The sequence below is a fragment of the Pseudomonas sp. NY15354 genome, from assembly GCF_048068075.1.
Taxonomy (GTDB): domain Bacteria; phylum Pseudomonadota; class Gammaproteobacteria; order Pseudomonadales; family Pseudomonadaceae; genus Aquipseudomonas; species Aquipseudomonas guariconensis_C.
Window position 1 is genome coordinate 254,945 of record NZ_JBLUPV010000003.1, and the last position, 19,099, is coordinate 274,043.

General features: G+C 62.3%; 14 protein-coding genes. 12 read left to right on the forward strand and 2 right to left on the reverse strand.

The genetic code is table 11. The features are described from left to right. The first annotated feature begins 19 nt into the window (after positions 1 to 19). From ACNFCH_RS04845 to ACNFCH_RS04860, 4 genes are all read left to right on the forward strand, one after another. Positions 20 to 982: a FecR family protein gene (locus tag ACNFCH_RS04845; RefSeq protein ID WP_416742363.1), complete on the forward strand. Its 963-nt coding sequence runs from the start codon at positions 20 to 22 to the stop codon at positions 980 to 982. Between the two features lie 127 nt (positions 983 to 1,109). Beyond that, the gene (locus tag ACNFCH_RS04850; protein ID WP_337158844.1) at positions 1,110 to 3,707 is read left to right on the forward strand and encodes a TonB-dependent receptor; all 2,598 of its coding nucleotides are present in this window, start codon (positions 1,110 to 1,112) and stop codon (positions 3,705 to 3,707) included. Positions 3,708 to 4,048: 341 nt separating this feature from the next. Continuing rightward, the gene (locus ACNFCH_RS04855; protein ID WP_416742364.1) at positions 4,049 to 4,642 is read left to right on the forward strand and encodes a biliverdin-producing heme oxygenase; all 594 of its coding nucleotides are present in this window, start codon (positions 4,049 to 4,051) and stop codon (positions 4,640 to 4,642) included. Between the two features lie 55 nt (positions 4,643 to 4,697). After that, positions 4,698 to 5,114, forward strand: coding sequence for a YbaN family protein (locus tag ACNFCH_RS04860; RefSeq protein WP_337158842.1), 417 nt, complete (start codon positions 4,698 to 4,700; stop codon positions 5,112 to 5,114). Here ACNFCH_RS04860 and arcD (ACNFCH_RS04865) read toward each other — a convergent pair. Next, complete coding sequence (gene arcD, locus ACNFCH_RS04865) at positions 5,094 to 6,521, reverse strand: arginine-ornithine antiporter (protein ID WP_337158841.1); 1,428 nt, start codon at positions 6,519 to 6,521, stop codon at positions 5,094 to 5,096. The two genes, ACNFCH_RS04860 and arcD (ACNFCH_RS04865), sit on opposite strands and share 21 nt — an antisense overlap. A gap of 437 nt (positions 6,522 to 6,958) precedes the next feature. Here arcD (ACNFCH_RS04865) and arcD (ACNFCH_RS04870) point away from each other — a divergent pair, with 437 nt between their 5' ends. The 8 genes from arcD (ACNFCH_RS04870) (at position 6,959) to ACNFCH_RS04905 (ending at position 17,458) form a co-directional block, all read left to right on the forward strand. Beyond that, positions 6,959 to 8,386, forward strand: a complete 1,428-nt coding sequence (arcD, locus tag ACNFCH_RS04870; protein ID WP_337158840.1) for an arginine-ornithine antiporter — start codon at positions 6,959 to 6,961, stop codon at positions 8,384 to 8,386. 31 nt (positions 8,387 to 8,417) lie between these two features. Next, positions 8,418 to 9,671: an arginine deiminase gene (gene arcA / locus ACNFCH_RS04875; RefSeq protein ID WP_196162872.1), complete on the forward strand. Its 1,254-nt coding sequence runs from the start codon at positions 8,418 to 8,420 to the stop codon at positions 9,669 to 9,671. Between the two features lie 65 nt (positions 9,672 to 9,736). Then, entirely contained in the window at positions 9,737 to 10,747 is a 1,011-nt protein-coding gene (locus ACNFCH_RS04880) for an ornithine carbamoyltransferase (protein WP_416742365.1), read from the forward strand. Between the two features lie 171 nt (positions 10,748 to 10,918). Further along, positions 10,919 to 11,848, forward strand: a complete 930-nt coding sequence (gene arcC / locus ACNFCH_RS04885; RefSeq protein WP_070093202.1) for a carbamate kinase — start codon at positions 10,919 to 10,921, stop codon at positions 11,846 to 11,848. A gap of 57 nt (positions 11,849 to 11,905) precedes the next feature. Continuing rightward, complete coding sequence (locus tag ACNFCH_RS04890; RefSeq protein WP_196162873.1) at positions 11,906 to 12,274, forward strand: DUF5064 family protein; 369 nt, start codon at positions 11,906 to 11,908, stop codon at positions 12,272 to 12,274. Between the two features lie 161 nt (positions 12,275 to 12,435). Continuing rightward, on the forward strand, positions 12,436 to 13,944 hold the full coding sequence (locus tag ACNFCH_RS04895; RefSeq protein ID WP_070093204.1) for a sigma-54-dependent transcriptional regulator: 1,509 nt from the start codon (positions 12,436 to 12,438) through the stop codon (positions 13,942 to 13,944). 181 nt (positions 13,945 to 14,125) lie between these two features. After that, positions 14,126 to 15,331, forward strand: coding sequence for a sodium/glutamate symporter (gltS, locus tag ACNFCH_RS04900; RefSeq protein WP_337158839.1), 1,206 nt, complete (start codon positions 14,126 to 14,128; stop codon positions 15,329 to 15,331). A 225-nt stretch (positions 15,332 to 15,556) separates the two neighbouring features. Continuing rightward, positions 15,557 to 17,458, forward strand: coding sequence for a potassium transporter Kup (locus ACNFCH_RS04905; protein ID WP_416742366.1), 1,902 nt, complete (start codon positions 15,557 to 15,559; stop codon positions 17,456 to 17,458). 10 nt (positions 17,459 to 17,468) lie between these two features. Here ACNFCH_RS04905 and chrA read toward each other — a convergent pair whose 3' ends face one another. Continuing rightward, on the reverse strand, positions 17,469 to 18,839 hold the full coding sequence (chrA, locus tag ACNFCH_RS04910) for a chromate efflux transporter (protein WP_337158838.1): 1,371 nt from the start codon (positions 18,837 to 18,839) through the stop codon (positions 17,469 to 17,471). Between the last annotated feature and the right edge of the window lie 260 nt (positions 18,840 to 19,099).

Genomic DNA, 19,099 nt, shown 5'->3' on the forward strand with positions numbered 1-19,099 from the left:
CCCACAGCAAGGATTCTCCGTGACAGACAGCCCCGCTCCTCGCCCGTCACCCGACGCGCCTGATGCCCGTGCGCGTGCCATGGACGAAGCGTTGGACTGGCTGGTACGTCTGCAATGCGCCAGCGAGCAAGACACCCGGGATTTCGAAGCCTGGCTGGGCGCCGCCGCGGAAAACGCCGAAGCCTACGTCGAAGCCGAAGCCCTGTGGAACGGCGCGCCGCTGCATCAGGCCGCGGTGCAATTGAATCACCGTCGCCGCACCACGTTGGGCGGTCGTCTGCGTACCCATTGGAAACCCTTGGCCACTGCCGCCGTGCTGCTGGTCGGGCTGTTCACTTTCGGCAACCTGCCCATGCGCCTGCAGGCCGACCACCTGACCGTGGTCGGCGAACGCCAACGCCTGCAACTGGACGACGGCGCCCGGGTGTTGCTCAACACCAACTCAGCGCTCGCCAACGACCTGCGTGACGGCCGTCCGGTCGCACGCCTGTTGCAGGGCGAGGCGTACTTCCAGGTACCCGGCAACAGCCCTGCTCCGCTGGAACTGGAAGCAGGCCCGCTGCGCGCGCAGGCACAAGACACCGACTTCGCCGTGCGCTACCTCGATGGCGAAGCGCAAGTCAGGGTGCAGCGGGGCGATATCGACCTGCAAAGCGCCCGCGACCAGCGCATCCGGCTGTCGGCCGGCGACAGCATCAGCGTCGGTCCGCAGGGATTCGGCCAGCGCCAGCGCCGGGACATGCACAAGGACCTGGCCTGGGTCGAAGGCCGCCTGGTGTTCGAGAACTGCCCGCTCAGCCAAGTGCTGGCCGAGGTTCGCCGCTACTACCCTGGCTGGATCATCAGCCGCAACCCACAGCTCGAACAGGTAGCGGTAACCGGCAACTACCGCCTGGACCAACCCCTGGAAACCCTGCGCGCCCTGGCCCACATCACCTCCGCGCAGTTGCACGAGTATCCGGCTCTGGTGATCCTCAACTGACGCCCTGAAGTTTTTTTACGCGATCGCGCCCAGCCGTCCGTCTCGTTATAGCCAATGCAACTGATTCTTGTTTGAAAACAAGAACGGTCATCACCTATAACAGTTCGCGCGTCAGGGAGCGCCTTCGATGTCCACAGGTCCAACTCGCCCGTCCCCCCCTTCTCGCCGCATGGGGCAATTGTCCCTGCTGACCCTGGCCCTGCTCGCCAGCGGCGCCTGTAGCTTGCCCACCCTGGCCGCAGAGCCGGCCAAGGCCAGTAGCCCACGCCTGGGCGACTACCGCTTTGCCATCGAGCAGCAGCCATTGGTTTCGGCGATCAACGCGTTCAGCCAAGTCACCGGCTGGCAGGTTGGCTTCAGCGCCGAACTGGCCGAAGGCGTATCGTCGCCAGGTGTACGGGGCTCGCTGCCAGCGGAGGCCGCCCTGCGCCGCCTGCTGCAAGGCACGGGGTTGAGCCTGCGCAAGATCGGCAATGCCAATGTGGTGCTGGAACGCCAGCAGGCCGGTAATACCATCGCCCTGCAGCAACTGACCGTCAGCGCCACCCGCAGTGCCCAGGACGTCAGCCAGGTACCGAGCACCGTGAGCGTGCAGACCCGCGAGCAACTCGATCGCCAGAACGTCAACGACATCAAGGAGCTGGTCCGTTACGAGCCGGGCGTCTCCGTCGGCGGCGTCGGCCAGCGCAGCGGCCTGAACGGCTACAACATCCGTGGCATCGATGGCGAGCGGATCCTCACCCAGGTCGACGGCGTCTCGGTTCCGGATGGTTTCTTCTACGGCCCCTACGCCCAGACCCAGCGCAACTACGTCGACCCCGAGATCGTCAAGCGCGTGGAGATCCTCCGCGGCCCAGCCTCAGTGCTCTATGGCAGCAATGCCATCGGCGGGGCGGTGAGCTACTTCACCCTCGATCCGGACGACATCATCAAACCCGGCAAGGACGTGGGCGCCCGCCTGAAGACCGGCTACAGCTCGGCCGATGAAAGCTGGCTGACCTCCGCCACCGTCGCCGGCCGCCAAGGCGACTTCGACAGCTTGCTGCACCTGAGCCAGCGCAACGGTCACGAGACCGAATCCTACGGCGAGCACGGCGGCACAGGCCTTGACCGTACCAAAGCCAACCCCGAGGACGTGCGCACCACCAACGTACTGGCCAAGCTGGGCTGGAACTACGCCGACGATGCGCGATTGGGCTTTACCTATGAGCGCTACAAGGACGATCGCGACCAGAATGTACTGAGCGCCGTGGGTGGGCCGTTCATCCCCGGCATGGGCGCTTCGAACCTGTATCGCGCTCGCGGTACCGACGACACCATCACCCGTGAGCGCTTCGGCATCAACCATGAGTTCGGCCTCGACAGCGCACTGGCCGATCACCTGAAATGGAGCTTGAACTACCAGATCGCCAAGACCGATCAACGCACCGAGGAGCTGTACTTCGCCCGCGGCCGTGAAGTGCTCCGTGATCGCCAGACGACCTACAAGGACCGCCAATGGGTGCTGGATGCACAGCTCGACAAAGCCTTCACGGTTGGCGCCACCGACCATCTGCTGACCTACGGCACAACGCTCAAGCAGGAAAAAGTCACCGGTGCTCGTAGCGGCACTGGCGTCTGCCTGAATGTAGGGGGCACCTGCACAGCCATCGGCCAGATCAGTCCTGCCGACAGCCTGGCCCGGGTCAGCGACTTCCCCGACCCGACCATCAACACCTACAGCCTGTTCGCCCAGGACGAGATCCGTTGGAACAACTGGACCTTCCTGCCAGGCGCGCGCTACGACTACACCCAGCTCAAGCCGCACCTGACCGATGAGTTCCTGGCCACCCTGCCGACCTCGGGCAACACCATCGTCAGCGACAAACAGAAGAACTGGCACCGCGTTTCACCCAAGCTGGGCGTGACCTATGCCTTCAACGACCATTACACCTGGTACGGGCAGTACGCCGAAGGCTTCCGCACGCCGACAGCCAAGGCGTTGTATGGCCGCTTCGAGAACCCGGCCGGCGGCTATGTGGTCCAGCCGAATCCGAATCTTGAGCCGGAAAAGAGCAAAAGCTATGAAACCGGCCTGCGCGGCAACTTCGATGCGGGCAACTTCGATGTCGCCGTCTTCTATAACAAGTACCGCGACTTCATCAATGAAGACGCCCTGCTCAACGGCGACGATGCGCTCGATTTCCAGGCGCAGAACATCAAGCACGCGACCATCAAAGGCGCCGAGGTCAGGGGTCGCTTGAACCTTGATCACTTTGGTGCGCCGCAGGGCCTGTACACACAAGGCTCGGTGGCCTATGCCTATGGCCGCAACGACGATACCGGCCAACCGCTGAACAGCGTCAACCCACTCACCGGCGTGTTTGGCCTAGGGTATGAACAGGACAGCTATGGCGGCCTTTTGAGCTGGACACTGGTCAAGCGCAAGAACCGCGTCGACGACACCACGTTCTTCTCCCCCGATGGCAGCACTTCGCGCTGGCGTACCCCCGGCTATGGCGTGCTCGACCTGAGTGGCTTCTACAAGATCACCGACGACCTGACCGTCAATGCCGGCCTGTACAACCTGACCGACAAGAAGTACTGGCAGTGGGATGACGTACGCAGCTACGCCACCGTCGGTCGGAACGGCCAGAGCGAAGCCGCCGTCACCCAGCCGGCCAACCTCGACCGTCTGACTGCACCAGGGCGCAACTTCGCCATCAATTTGATCTGGGATATCTGAACACGCGCCATAACCGGGGCCGCTTCACGGCCCTTTCGCCACGCAAGGCCGCTCCTGCAGCAACCACGCTGTAGGAGCGGCCTTGTGCCGCGATCGGCTGCAAAGCAGCCGTAGACCCGGCCACCACGGTATACCTGATGCACCGAAGCGGCAGGTTTTACAGCCGCTTCGCGCCTGATCGCGGCACAAGGCCGCTCCTACAGCGACAGCACCATACGTGTAGGAACAGGCTTGCGTCGTGAAAGGGGCGCGCTCCCAGTCATTCCGTCGTCGCACATTTTTTACTGCCGAACCCGATCTGATTCGTCTCGTCTAGAGCCCTCATATCCCAAGGACCCGCCATGACCGCCATCCCAACCCTGCGCTCCCAACGCCTGAACCAGGCCACCCATGCGCCGCACACCGAGCTGGACGCCTTGGTCAAATCGCACAAGCCCTTCGACAGCCGCGAAAGCTTCACCCGTTTCGTGGTCGCCCAATACCTGTTCCAGTCCGAACTGCAGGCCCTGTACAACGACCCGCAACTGATCGCCATCGTGCCGGACCTGCCCCAGCGCTGCCGCGCCGAGCAGGCGCGCCTGGACCTGGCTGACCTGGACACCGACATCCCCGCCCCGTTGCCCGGCACGTTGCAACACCCAAGCCTGGGGCAGGCCTTGGGCTGGATCTTCGTCTCCGAAGGCTCCAAACTGGGCGCCGCGTTCCTGATCAAGCGTGCCGTGGCGCTGGAGCTGTCCGACAGCTTCGGTGCCCGTCATCTGGGCGAGCCGGCCGGTGGCCGTGCCGAAGGCTGGAAGCAGTTCACCCGAATCCTCGACAGCCTCGAGCTGTCGGCCGAGGAGGATGCCGCCGCCGAACGTGGCGCAGTCGCCGCCTTCGAGCGCTTCACCGAACTGCTCAAGCATGCCTATGCCGCGGATGCCGCATTGGCCTGACAAGCTTCAACCGGCCACCACTTGGATGGCCGGACCGTTTTTTCGCAGTGAGACCATGACCCGACCCGCCCGCTCGAAACTCGCCCGCCTGCTTTACGCGATCCTGGCCTATGTCAGCTTGGGTATCGGCCTGGTCGCGATCGTCATCCCTGGCCTGCCGACCACCGAATTCATTCTCCTGGCCGCCTGGGCCGCGACCCGCAGCTCACCGCGCCTGAGCGCATGGCTGGAGCAACATCGGTTGTTCGGGCCGATCCTGTACAACTGGCGCAATGGCAAGGTGATCCAGCGTCGCGCCAAGGTCAGCGCCACGCTCAGCATGCTGCTGTGCGCGGGGCTGATGCTGACGTTCTTCGAGCATCGCTGGCCGGTGTTCCTTGCCATTGGTGGCATGGCCTTGGGCAACCTGTGGATCTGGTCACGGCCGGAGCGACCTGTCCCGCCCTGCCCCTCACAAGCTCAACACCCCTGAATACAAGCCATAGGCCGCCAGCCCCGCGCCAGCCAGAACCGCCGCGAAGATCAACTTCTCCCAACCGGTGAACAGCGGCTTGCCCTGCTCATGCTTGGCCCGCGCGAACAGGATGACGCCTGGCGCATAGAGCAGCGCCGACAGCAGCAGGTACTTGAGCCCGCCGGCATACAACAACCAGACGGCGTAGACCAGCGCCACCAGGGCGACCACCAGGTCCTTGCGACGCAGCTGCGGCTGGTCGGCATAACCTTCGCCACGAAGAGCCAGCAACACCGCGTAGGCCGCCGACCAGAAGTACGGCACCAGGATCATCGACGACGCCAGGTAAATCAGGCTGGTGTAGGTGCCCGCCGAGAACAATGTGATCAGCAGGAAGCCCTGGATCATCACGTTGGTCAGCCACAGGGCATTGGCCGGCACATGATTGGCGTTCTCCCGCGCCAGAAAACGCGGCATGGTCTGGTCCCGCGCCGTGGCGAATAGGATCTCTGCGCACAGCAGCGCCCAGGACAACAGCGCACCCAGCAGTGATATCGCCAGGCCAATGCTGATCAACAAAGCCCCCCAGGGCCCGACGATGTGCTCCAGCACCGAGGCCAGCGAGGGGTTCTGCAGATTGGCCAGCTCAGGCTGTGTCATCACCCCCAACGACAGCACGTTGACCAGTACCAACAGCGCCAGCACCCCGAGAAAGCCGATCACCGTGGCCTTGCCCACGTCCGAGCGATGCAGTGCCCGCCCCGAATACACACTGGCGCCTTCGATGCCGATGAACACGAATACGGTCACCAGCATCATGTTGCGCACTTGATCCAGTACGTTGCCGAACTTGGGATTGCTCAGGCCCCAGATGTCGCGGGTGAAGATATCGGCCCGGAACGCGAATGCGGCAATGACAATGAAGATCAGCAGCGGCACCACCTTGGCCACGGTGGTCACCTGGTTGATGAAGGCCGCTTCCTTGATGCCGCGCAGCACCAGGAAATGCACCGCCCACAGCAGCAACGACGCACACGCGATGGCCACCGGCGTGTTGCCCTCGCCAAACACCGGGTAATAAAAGCCCAGGGTGCTGAACAACAGCACGAAATAACCCACGTTGCCCAGCCATGCACTGATCCAGTAGCCCCAGGCCGAGGAAAAGCCCATGTACTCGCCAAAACCGGCCTTGGCATAGGCATACACCCCCGAATCCAGTTCCGGCTTGCGGTTGGCCAGGGTCTGGAACACGAAGGCCAGTGCCAGCATCCCCACGGCGGTGATGCCCCAGCCGATCAGCACCGCGCCCACATCGGCCCGCGCCGCCATGTTCTGCGGCAACGAAAAGATCCCGCCGCCGATCATCGAGCCGACCACCAGCGCGATCAACGCACCCAAGCGCAGCTTCTGTCCCGGTTCACTCATAGGGCTCCCCTTTGGGCTGTTGTCATACGCATGAAACACCATGTTGATTCTTATAAAGCAGCAGCCAACTTATATTAGACCAAGCGATCAAGGCTAAAGCGTTAATAACGAGTCCGTCTATATACTTGGCATTAATACTGCGTCTTCCATGAGGCAGGTCAGTGACAAATATAGTGAAGACGGAATTTTCACGAAAATTTGCTTATTGCCCAAAAGCGGCTAGCTTGAAACCTCGCAGGCCACACGGAGTTTTTGCTCTAGAAGGACATGGAGGTGCCAGCGCACAAGGCCTGCAGTAGAAGCTGTCGGCACTCTCCAGGAGTCACGTGTGAAGGAATTTTCCTACTTCACATCGCCATGAACTGACCCATGTCAGCACATGGTACAGGCGTCGGATTTACTCTGAGGTCAACTTTCTCCTGGCATGGAGTTGTTAAATGTCTGATTCTCCCGGAAAACTAAAACTGGGTGCACTTGTTGCACTTGTCGTCGGTTCCATGATTGGCGGCGGGATCTTCTCGTTACCGCAAAACATGGCCGCCAGCGCCGGTGTCGGCGCTGTATTGATCGGCTGGGCCATCACGGCGGTGGGCATGTTGACCCTCGCCTTCGTGTTCCAGACCCTGGCCAACCGCAAACCGGATCTGGACGGCGGGGTGTATGCCTACGCCAAGGCCGGGTTCGGTGACTACATGGGCTTTTCCTCAGCCTGGGGCTACTGGATCAGCGCATGGCTGGGCAACGTCGGCTACTTCGTGCTGTTGTTCAGCACCTTGGGCTACTTCTTCCCGATCTTCGGCGAGGGCAACACGCCGGCTGCGGTGATCGGCGCCTCGGTCCTGCTGTGGGCGGTGCACTTCCTGGTGCTGCGCGGCATCAAGGAAGCGGCGTTCATCAACCTGGTCACCACCGTGGCCAAGGTCGTGCCGCTGGCGCTGTTCGCGCTGATCTGCCTGTTCGCCTTCAAGCTGGACATCTTCACCGCCGACATCTGGGGCGAAGGCTCCCCTGATCTGGGCAGTGTGATGGACCAGGTGCGCAACATGATGCTGGTCACCGTATGGGTGTTCATCGGCATCGAAGGCGCGAGCATCTTCTCCTCCCGGGCGGAAAAACGCTCCGACGTGGGCAAGGCCACGGTCATCGGCTTCGTCACCGTGCTGCTGTTCCTGGTACTGGTCAACGTGCTGTCGCTGGGCGTGATGACCCAACCGGAACTGGCCAAGCTGCAGAACCCATCGATGGCCGCTGTGCTCGAGCACGTGGTCGGTCACTGGGGCGCGGTACTGATCAGCGTCGGTCTGATCATCTCGCTGCTCGGCGCCCTGCTGTCCTGGGTACTGCTGTGCGCCGAGATCATGTTCGCTGCGGCCAAGGACCACACCATGCCGGAGTTCCTGCGCCGCGAGAACGCCAACCATGTACCGGCCAACGCCCTGTGGCTGACCAACGCCATGGTGCAGATCTTCCTGATCATCACCCTGTTCTCCAACAGCACCTACCTGTCGCTGATCTACCTCGCCACCTCGATGATCCTGGTGCCCTACCTGTGGTCGGCGGCCTATGCGGTGCTGCTGGCGGTACGCAGTGAAACCTACGAGCAGGCCCTGGCCGAACGGCAGAAAGACCTGATCATCGGCGGCATCGCCCTGTTGTACGCCATCTGGCTGCTGTATGCCGGCGGCGTGAAATACCTGCTGCTCTCGGCCCTGCTCTACGCCCCTGGCGCGATCCTGTTCGCCAAGGCCAAGCGCGAGGTCGGCCAACCGGTCTTCACCTCGATTGAAAAACTGATCTTCGCCGCTGTCGTGGTGGGCGCCCTGGTGGCCGCCTACGGACTCTACGACGGCTTCCTGACGCTTTGATCCACGTCTTCGCATTCTTGGAGGAATGAACATGTCCACGGAAAAACAGAAGTACGGTGTCCACTCCGAAGCCGGCAAACTGCGCAAAGTGATGGTTTGCGCCCCAGGCCTTGCACACAAGCGCCTGACCCCGAGCAACTGCGACGAACTGCTGTTCGATGACGTGATCTGGGTCGACCAGGCCAAGCGCGACCACTTCGATTTCGTCACCAAGATGCGCGAGCGCGGTGTGGATGTGCTGGAGATGCACAACCTGCTCACCGACATCGTGCAGATCCCTGAGGCCCTCAAATGGATCCTCGATCGCAAGATCACCCCTGACACTGTCGGTGTCGGCCTGACCAACGAAGTGCGCAGCTGGCTGGAAGGCCTTGAGCCACGTCGCCTGGCGGAGTTCCTGATCGGCGGCGTAGCCGGCCAGGACCTGCCCGAAAGCGAAGGCGCCAGCGTGGTCAAGATGTACAACGACTACCTGGGCCACTCCAGCTTCATCCTGCCGCCGCTGCCCAACACCCAGTTCACCCGCGACACCACGTGCTGGATCTACGGCGGTGTGACCCTCAACCCCATGTACTGGCCGGCGCGACGCCAGGAAACCCTGCTGACCACCGCCATCTACAAGTTCCACCCCGAGTTCACCAAGGCCGACTTCCAGGTCTGGTATGGCGACCCGGACAAAGACCACGGCCAGGCCACCCTCGAAGGCGGCGACGTGATGCCGATCGGCAAGGGCATCGTGTTGATCGGCATGGGCGAACGCACCTCGCGTCAGGCCATCGGTCAACTGGCGCAGAACCTGTTCGCCAAGGGCGCGGTGGAGAAAGTCATCGTCGCCGGGCTGCCGAAATCCCGCGCAGCCATGCACCTGGACACCGTGTTCAGCTTCTGCGACCGCGACCTGGTCACGGTCTTCCCGGAGGTGGTGCGCGAGATCGTGCCGTTCATCATTCGCCCAGACGAAAGCAAGCCCTACGGCATGGACGTGCGCCGCGAGAACAAGTCGTTCATCGAAGTGGTCGGCGAGCAGCTGGGCGTCAAGCTGCGGGTGGTCGAGACTGGTGGCAACAGCTTCGCCGCCGAACGCGAACAGTGGGATGACGGCAACAACGTGGTGGCAGTCGAGCCTGGCGTGGTCATCGGCTACGACCGCAACACCTACACCAATACCCTGCTGCGCAAAGCCGGGATTGAAGTCATCACCATCAGCGCCGGCGAGCTGGGCCGGGGCCGTGGCGGCGGTCACTGCATGACCTGCCCGATCGTGCGCGACCCAATCGACTACTAACGACCATTCCCCGGCCGTCCTCACAAGGCGACGGCCGGGCCGCCCCGAATTCAAGGAGAACCGTCATGGCGTTCAATATTCACAACCGCAACCTGCTCAGCCTCGAACACCACACTACCCGTGAGCTCAAGTACCTGCTGGACCTGTCCCGCGACCTCAAGCGCGCCAAATACACCGGCACCGAGCAGCAGCACCTCAAAGGCAACAACATCGCCCTGATCTTCGAAAAGACCTCGACCCGCACCCGCTGCGCCTTCGAAGTCGCCGCCTATGACCAAGGCGCCAACGTCACCTACATCGACCCGAACTCCTCGCAGATCGGCCACAAAGAGAGCATGAAGGACACCGCCCGCGTGCTCGGCCGCATGTACGACGCCATCGAGTACCGGGGTTTCAAACAGGAAATCGTCGAGGAGCTGGCCAAGTTCGCCGGCGTGCCGGTGTTCAACGGCCTCACCGACGAATATCACCCGACCCAGATGATCGCCGACGTGCTGACCATGCGTGAGCACAGCGACAAGCCTATGCACGACATCAGCTATGCCTACCTGGGCGACGCCCGCAACAACATGGGCAACTCGCTGCTGCTGATCGGCGCCAAGCTCGGCATGGACGTACGCATCGCCGCGCCCAAGGAGCTGTGGCCCCATGACGACCTCGTGCAGCGCTGCAAGCAGTACGCCGAGGAAAGCGGCGCGCGCATCACCCTGACCGAGGACGCCAAGGCTGCCGTCAAGGACGTCGACTTCATCCACACCGACGTCTGGGTGTCGATGGGCGAGCCGGTCGAAGCCTGGGGCGAGCGCATCAAGCTGCTGCTGCCCTATCAGGTGAACAAGGAGCTGATGAAAGCCACCGGCAACCCACGCACCAAGTTCATGCACTGCCTGCCGGCGTTCCACAACTCCGAGACCAAGGTCGGCAAGCAGATCGCCGAACAGTACCCGCACCTGGCCAACGGCATCGAAGTCACCGATGACGTGTTCGAGTCGCCGGCGTGCATCGCCTTCGAGCAGGCGGAAAACCGCATGCACACGATCAAGGCGATCCTGGTGTCGACCCTGGCTGACCTGTAAAGGCTGACTCGGCAAGCCGGATCCCTGTAGGAGCGGATTTACCCGCGAATGCGTCAGTAGCACCAGCCGCGTTGCATGGGCTGACGCTTTCGCGGGTAAACCCGCTCCCACAAGGGGCGGCGATACCGGTCGAGAGCAGCGCACCCTTCTTTCGCTTAAAGGACACTCACCATGCGTATCGTTGTTGCATTGGGCGGCAACGCCCTGCTGCGTCGCGGCGAGCCCATGACCGCTGAGAACCAGCGCGCCAATATCCGCACCGCCACCGAGCAGATCGCCAAGATCCATCCTGGCAACGAACTGGTCATCGCCCACGGCAACGGCCCGCAAGTCGGCCTGCTGTCGCTGCAGGGCCTGTCCTACAAACCCGACGAGGCCTATCCGCTGGATGTGCTGGGTGCCGAGACCGAAGGCATGATCGGGTACATGATCGAACAGGAACTGGGCAACCTGCTGGCCTTCGAAGTACCGTTCGCCACCTTGCTGACCCAGGTGGAAGTGGACGCCAACGACCCGGCCTTCCAGGACCCGACCAAATTCATCGGCCCGGTCTACAGCAAGGAAGAGGCCGAGCGCCTGGCCAAGGAGAAAGGCTGGGTGGTCAAGGCCGACGGCGACAAGTACCGCCGTGTCGTGGCCAGCCCCAAACCCAAGCGCATCTTCGAAATCCGCCCGATCAAGTGGCTGCTGGAAAAGAGCAGCATCGTGATCTGCGCAGGCGGGGGCGGCATCCCCACCATGTACGATGAAAACCGCAAGCTCAAAGGCATCGAGGCCGTCATCGACAAGGACCTGTGCTCGGCTTTGCTGGCCGAACAGCTGGACGCCGACCTGCTGGTGATCGCCACCGACGTCAACGCCGCGTACATCGATTTCAACAAGCCGACCCAGAAAGCCATCGCTCAGGCCCACCCCGACGAACTGGAACGCCTAGGCTTTGCCGCCGGCTCCATGGGGCCCAAGGTGCAAGCGGCCTGCGACTTCGCCCGCCACACCGGCAAGGTGGCTGTGATCGGCTCGCTGTCGGACATCGAAGAGATCGTCAAGGGCACCGCCGGCACCCGCGTTTCCACCGCCAAGCCAGGTATCAGCTACCGTTGAATGCAGTAGGCGGGCGTTCGACGCCCGCTGTTTTCGACCTTCCAGAGGAGCGTGCCAATGGCCCAATACCACCCCGGTCATGTCCACATCGAGCGCACGGCGCTGAACAAGAATGACCACAGCTATGACTTGAACATCGAATACGAGGCCGCATCGGACCCCAGGGAAGGCAGAGGCATCCAGTTCCACATGCACGGCATCATCGAGGGCAAGACGGTCGAGGAAAAATTCTTCCTGGCCAAGGACCAGGTGCTGCCCAGTTTTCTCATGCAGCTGTCCCGTCGGGCCCAGTCCTACCTGGCGCCGCCCAAGAAGTTCGAGAACCTCGGTTCGCCGCACAAGATCTACGACTGGATGTTCAAGGACATTCGCGAAAAACTGGACGTGAAATCGGGCGACCCGATCAAGCCTGAACATCTGGAGTGACTTCGATATCCGGGGGCTGCTGCGCAGCCCTCCGCGGGACAAGCCCGCTCCTACAACGCCCGCGCAGTCCTTGCAGGAGCGGGCTTGTCCTGCGATGGGGCGCGCAGCGGCCCCTTTGAGGCATACTAGCGCCCTCCCCCGGCCGCAGCCCGCTCAACTCCATGCGCATCCACGTCAGCTTCATCGACCGCGTCGGCATCACCCAGGAAGTCCTGGCCCTGCTCGGTGCCCGCAACCTCAACCTGGACGCCGTGGAGATGGTGCCGCCGAACGTCTACATCGACGCCCCCACCCTCAGCCCCGCCGTGCTCGAGGAGCTCCACGACGCGCTGTTCGAAGTCCAGGGCGTGCAATCGGTCGAAGTAGTCGACATCCTGCCCGGCCAACGCCGCCACCTGCAGCTCGACGCCCTGCTCGCCGCCATGAGCGACCCGGTGCTGGCGGTGGACAGCGCGGGCAAGGTACTGCTGGCCAACCCGGCGTTGATCGCCCTGTGCGGGCGCGAGTCGGCCGGGCGCTCGGTGGGCGAGCTGTTCAATGATCCGGGGCTGCTGCAGACCCTGCTGGACAACAACTTCCACCTGCCGATGCGCGAGATGCAGCTCAACGGCCAGAGCCTGCTGCTCGATGCCACGCCGATCACCCATGCCGGGGGCCTGCTGACGCTCTATCCGCCCAACCGCATGGGCGAGCGCCTGTCGGCCCTGCACCATGACCATGCCGAAGGTTTCGATGCCCTGCTCGGCGACTCCCCGGCGATCCGCACCCTCAAGGCCCGCGCCCTGCGCGTCGCGGCCCTTGACGCGCCACTGCTGGTGCACGGCGAGACCGGCACCGGCAAGGAGCTGGTGGCCCGTGCCTGCCACGCCATCAGCAGTCGCCATGCCGCGCCTTTCTTGGCCCTGAACTGTGCGGCCCTGCCCGAGAGCCTGGCCGAAAGCGAGCTGTTCGGCTATGCCCCTGGGGCGTTCACCGGCGCACAGCGCGGGGGTAAACCGGGGCTGATGGAACTGGCCAACCAGGGCACGGTGTTCCTGGACGAGATTGGCGAAATGTCACCTTATCTTCAGGCCAAGCTGCTGCGTTTTCTAAGTGACGGCAGCTTTCGCAGGGTCGGCGGAGACCGGGAAATCAAAGTGGACGTGCGCATCATCAGCGCCACCCACCGCGACCTGGAGCGCATGGTGGCCGAGGGAAGCTTTCGTGAGGATCTGTTCTACCGCCTCAACGTACTCAACCTGCAGGTTCCCCCTCTACGCGAACGTGGCCAGGACATCCTGCTGCTGGCGCACTTCTTCATGCAGCAGGCCTGCACGCAGATCCAACGACCGCCGTGCCGCCTGGCCCCGGCCACCCATTCGGCGCTGCTGGCCAACCCCTGGCCCGGCAATGTGCGCCAACTGCAGAACGTGATCTTCCGCGCCGCGGCCATCAGCGAACAGAGCCTGGTGGACATCGACGATCTGGACATTGCCGGCACCGCCGTGGCCCGTGGCCAGGACGGCGAAGTGGCCAGCCTCGAGCAGGCAGTGCAGGCCTTCGAACGCGATCTGCTGCAGCGCCTGTACCTGAGCTATCCCTCCACCCGCCAATTGGCCAGCCGCCTGCAAACCTCCCACACCGCGATTGCCCAACGACTGCGCAAATACGGGATTCCAAACAAGGCCTGAACACGACTTGCGCCACGCCCCAACAGCGCGTTGCCAACGCCGGGGTGGCGCATAGAACGACAAAAATAACCGCAATAAGCCGGTAACTTTCAGAATAAACCTACGTACTCGCGTAATGGTCGTCCCTAGAATGGCGCGCCCAAGTAAATATTCTTCTGAATTTACAAAGAGTACGCATCAAATGCTTGAGCTCGATTTCTATGGGACACTCGTCGCCGCCTCTTTGGTGCTGTTGCTAGGACGAGGCCTCGTTGCACGCATCACTTTTCTGCGCACCTACAATATTCCCGAACCTGTCGCCGGTGGTCTGTTGGTGGCCATGGTGCTATTGGGATTGCGCAGCTTCGACATCCAGGTCCAATTCGATACGTCACTGCAGACACCATTGATGCTGGCGTTCTTCGCCACCATCGGTTTGAGTGCCGATTTCGCCAGCCTGAAGACAGGTGGCCGTGTCGTCGGCATCTTCCTGTTGGTGGTCACCGGGTTGCTCGTGGTCCAGAACGCCATGGGCATCGGGCTTGCCACGGCGCTTGGGCTGGACCCGCTGATGGGCTTGCTGGCAGGTTCGATCACCTTGTCGGGCGGTCACGGTACAGGCGCTGCGTGGGGTGCGACCTTCAGCGAGAAGTTCGGCCTGGCCTCGGCTTCCGAACTGGCACTGGCCTCCGCGACGTTCGGCCTGGTCTTGGGCGGTTTGATTGGTGGTCCGGTCGCACGCCTCCTCATTGGCCGTGTTCAGACACCCGGCGTCGAACAAGAAACACCCCGTTTGCCACGGGGGTTCGAACAACCTAACAAAGAGCGCCTGATCACGCCCTTTTCCCTGATCGAGACCATCGCACTGATTTCGGTCAGCTTACTGGCCGGCTCCCTGTTGAATAAGTTTCTCCACGGAACGGCCTTCGAGTTACCGACCTTCGTGTGCGTCTTGTTCGTGGGTGTACTGCTACGAAACGGGCTTTCGATGTTTGGCTTGTATCAAGTATTCGAACGCGAAGTTTCGGTCATGGGCAATGTCAGCTTGTCGCTGTTTCTGGCCATTGCACTGATGTCGCTGAAGTTATGGGATCTGGCGGCCCTGGCATTGCCGTTCTTCATTCTCCTGGCCGCACAAGCATTGGTGATGGCCCTCTTTGCGATCTTCGTGACGTTCAGAATCATGGGCCGCAACTATGATGCCGCTGTTCTTGCCGCCGGCCATTGCGGTTTTGGCCTGGGCGCCACGCCCACGGCGATTGCCAACATGCAAGCGGTGACGCAACGCTTTGGACCGTCGCAGATCGCCTTTTTGGTGGTACCGATGGTGGGGGCATTCTTCATCGACATCATCAATGCCATCGTCATCAAACTGTACCTGGCACTGCCGTTCTTTGCGGCTGTGTGACGGCGAATGATGTATTCAGGTAGCCCTTGCCAAGGCGGCAATTTTTACGCTCTTTTTACGCCCGCCCCGGGCACTTGAAACGATACTGGCTGCGCTTGCTGCCTGAACGGTCGATGCCGGCATTACGCCTACGCGTAACGCCGGCATCGACCGTTCAGGCGTCAGGCAAGCGCGCAGCACAGGGAAGGCACGCGCTCTCGACCCGCCCGTCCAGAGAAGTCATCCGTGAGCCAGACCGCGACCACTGCACCTCATACCCTTCCCAGCAAAACCTCAGGCATCGGCATGCTCGTCGCCGCTGTCGGTGTGGTGTATGGCGACATCGGCACCAGCCCGCTGTACACCCTCAAAGAAGTCTTCTCAGGCCATTACGGCGTCCAGGCCAATGCAGCAGGCGTTCTCGGCGTGCTGTCGCTGGTGTTCTGGTCGTTGATCTGGGTTGTCTCGATCAAATACGTGTTGTTCGTCCTGCGGGCCGACAACCAAGGCGAAGGCGGCATCATGGCCCTGACGGCACTGGCGCACCGGGCCGCGGCGCCTTATGCGCGGCTGGGGCGGGTGCTGGTCTTGCTCGGTCTGTTCGGCGCCGCCTTGTTCTATGGCGACAGCATGATCACGCCGGCGATTTCCGTACTGTCGGCGGTCGAAGGGCTGCAACTGGCGTTCGATGGCATCGAGCATTGGGTGGTGCCGCTTTCGGTGGTGGTGCTGGTCGCGCTGTTCATGATCCAGCGACACGGCACCGCGCGGATCGGCATCCTGTTCGGGCCGATCATGGTGCTGTGGTTCGTGGTGCTCGGGGCGCTTGGCGTGCATGGCATCGTGCAGCGCCCCGAGGTGCTGCAGGCGCTCAACCCCAGCTGGGCGGTGCAGTTCTTCGTTGTCCACCCGGGCATGGGTATCGCCATTCTGGGTGCGGTGGTACTGGCGTTGACCGGCGCGGAGGCGCTCTACGCCGATATGGGGCACTTTGGCCGCAAACCCATCGCGCGGGCCTGGTTCCTGTTGGTGCTGCCGGGGTTGGTGCTGAACTACTTCGGTCAAGGCGCATTGATCCTGGGTAACCCTGAGGCCGTGCGCAACCCGTTCTATCTGCTGGCGCCCGGCTGGGGCTTGCTGCCAATGGTCGGGCTGGCCACACTCGCCACCATCATTGCCTCGCAAGCGGTGATTTCCGGCGCCTTCTCCCTCACCCGCCAGGCGATCCAGCTGGGCTATGTACCGCGCATGTTCGTCCAACACACCTCCAGCGAGGAACAAGGGCAGATCTACATCGGCATGGTGAACTGGGCACTGATGGTCGGCGTTGTGCTGCTGGTGATCGGATTCGAATCCTCCAGCGCCCTGGCCGCCGCGTATGGCGTGGCGGTAACCGGGACCATGCTGATCACTACGTTGCTGTCCTCGGCAGTAGTGCTGTTGCTGTGGAAAGCGCCACGTTGGCTGGCCGTTCCCTTGTTGCTGGGCTTCTTGCTGGTCGACAGCCTGTACTTTGCTGCCAATGCCCCGAAAATCCTGCAAGGCGGGGCCTTCCCGGTCATCGCCGGTGTTGCCCTGTTCGTGCTGATGACGACCTGGAAACGCGGCCGCCGGATCATCGTCGAGCGACTGGACGAAAGTGCCCTGCCGCTGGATCTGTTCATCGCCAGCCTGCAGTTCCAGCCTCCTCATCGGGTACAGGGCACGGCGGTGTTTCTCACTGCCAGGGCCGATGCGGTGCCCCACGCCCTACTGCACAACTTGCTGCACAACCAGGTCCTGCATGAGCAAGTGGTCCTGTTGACCGTAGTGTCCGAAGACGAGCCGCGTGTCAGCCCCAGCAAACGATTCGAGGTCGAGGCCTTCGGCGAAGGCTTCTTCCGCGTGACCCTGCACTTTGGCTTCATGGAAGAGCCGGACGTGCCGAGGGCACTGAGCCGATGCCAGCGCGATGACCTGGATTTCGGCCCCATGCGAACCACCTATTTCCTCAGCCGCGAGACGGTCATCGCGACCAAGCGAATCGGCATGGCGCGGTGGCGCGAACACCTGTTCGCCTTCTTGCTTAAAAACGCCAACAGCAACCTGAAGTACTTCAAGTTGCCGCTGAACAGGGTGATCGAGCTCGGTACACAGGTTGAAATGTGAGGTCATGGCATCAGGTGCGCAGCACGTGCACAGCCAACCCCGCCAAAGCACAGGCCAGCAGCACCTGTATGACCCCACGCTTGAAGCGAAACAGCGCGATGGCCGCCGCCAGGGCGATCAGTGCCGACGGCCAGTCGAACGCGCCACTGAAACCCTTTGGCCAAAGCACGTGGTAGCCGAAGAACAGCGCCAGATTCAAGATGACGCCCACCACCGCGGCGGTGATTCCAGTCAGCGGCGCCGTGAATTTCATCTCGTTGTGCGTCGACTCCACCACAGGGCCGCCGGCGAGAATGAACAGGAATGACGGCAAAAAGGTGAACCAAGTGACCAGGCTCGCGGCCACGGCCCCGGCCAGGAGCGGGTGCTCGACGCCAAACATCGGATACACGTACCCGCCGATGAAGCCGACAAAGGCAACCACCATGATCAGCGGGCCTGGCGTGGTTTCGCCCAACGCCAGTCCATCGATCATTTGTGTGGGCGAGAGCCAACCGTAGTGCCCCACGGCGCCTTGATAGACGTACGGCAGCACAGCATAGGCGCCACCAAACGTCATCAACGCGGCCTTGGTGAAGAACCAGCCCATCTGCGTGAGGGTCCCGCTCCAGCCAAACGAGAGCGTCAGCAATCCCATGGGCAGCGTCCAGAGCACGGCGCCGATCACCACCAGGCGCAACACATGCTTCCAGTGAAAACGCGCATGCTCAGGGGTGGGCGTATCGTCGTCGATCAACGCCGGTCCAAAGTGGCTCTTGGCCGCGCCATGCCCCCCTCCGATCACGAACTTGCTCGGCGCGAATCGCCCGCCCATGTAGCCGACGATCCCAGCCACCAGCACGATCAGCGGGAACGGCAGATTGAGCGCGAAGATGGCCACGAATGACGCCGCTGCCATGGCCCACAGCCAGCCGTTCTTCAGTGCGCGCGAGCCGATCCGGTGAGCCGCGTGCACGACGATCGCCGTCACCGCAGGCTTGATGCCGTAGAAGATCCCCGCCACCACCGGCACTTCACCGAAGGCGATATAGACCCAGGACAAACCGATCAGGATGAACAATGAAGGCAGCACGAACAGTGCGCCGGCGATCACCCCACCCCAGGAGCGGTGCATCAGCCAACCGATATAGGTGGCCAATTGCTGCGCCTCGGGGCCTGGCAACAACATGCAGTAGTTCAGCGCGTGCAAAAAGCGTTTCTCGCTGATCCAGCGCCGCCGCTCCACCAGTTCTTGGTGCATGATCGAGATCTGCCCAGCTGGCCCGCCAAAGCTGATGAACCCCAGCTTGAGCCAGAACAGAAAGGCTTCGAACAAGCCTATCGGCTGCCGGACAGCATGCGGCGCAGACCGTTCGCTGACGGCGCTGGGTCTATCGACCATTGGGGATTTCCTGGATTGAGCGCGTCGCCAGATCCCTCGGCGAGCTGCGCGCCGATCGGCTCGCCGCCGCTCTGAAGTCATCCATCGAGGCGTTTGAATGGTTGGATTACCTTAATCTGTAGCGGGCAAAAATCAACAGACAACACCCTCGCCACCACCAGTCGTATCGTTTTCGACACACCGTATCGAAATCACTACACGACGCCTCGATACCGTCTACGCAACGGTTTGATCCCACAAGCCTTTTCAATCGCAGAAAC

Excerpts from the sequence above, each read along its gene's own strand:
- ACNFCH_RS04850 (WP_337158844.1), top strand. The coding sequence starts at position 1,110 with ATGTCCACAGGTCCAACTCGCCCGTCCCCCCCTTCTCGCCGCATGGGG.
- ACNFCH_RS04895 (WP_070093204.1), top strand. The coding sequence starts at position 12,436 with ATGCGCATCCACGTCAGCTTCATCGACCGCGTCGGCATCACCCAGGAA.
- chrA (WP_337158838.1), bottom strand. The coding sequence starts at position 18,839 with ATGGTCGATAGACCCAGCGCCGTCAGCGAACGGTCTGCGCCGCATGCT.
- arcC (WP_070093202.1), top strand. The coding sequence starts at position 10,919 with ATGCGTATCGTTGTTGCATTGGGCGGCAACGCCCTGCTGCGTCGCGGC.
- arcA (WP_196162872.1), top strand. The coding sequence starts at position 8,418 with ATGTCCACGGAAAAACAGAAGTACGGTGTCCACTCCGAAGCCGGCAAA.
- ACNFCH_RS04890 (WP_196162873.1), top strand. The coding sequence starts at position 11,906 with ATGGCCCAATACCACCCCGGTCATGTCCACATCGAGCGCACGGCGCTG.
- ACNFCH_RS04855 (WP_416742364.1), top strand. The coding sequence starts at position 4,049 with ATGACCGCCATCCCAACCCTGCGCTCCCAACGCCTGAACCAGGCCACC.
- ACNFCH_RS04880 (WP_416742365.1), top strand. The coding sequence starts at position 9,737 with ATGGCGTTCAATATTCACAACCGCAACCTGCTCAGCCTCGAACACCAC.
- gltS (WP_337158839.1), top strand. The coding sequence starts at position 14,126 with ATGCTTGAGCTCGATTTCTATGGGACACTCGTCGCCGCCTCTTTGGTG.
- arcD (WP_337158841.1), bottom strand. The coding sequence starts at position 6,521 with ATGAGTGAACCGGGACAGAAGCTGCGCTTGGGTGCGTTGATCGCGCTG.
- arcD (WP_337158840.1), top strand. The coding sequence starts at position 6,959 with ATGTCTGATTCTCCCGGAAAACTAAAACTGGGTGCACTTGTTGCACTT.
- ACNFCH_RS04860 (WP_337158842.1), top strand. The coding sequence starts at position 4,698 with ATGACCCGACCCGCCCGCTCGAAACTCGCCCGCCTGCTTTACGCGATC.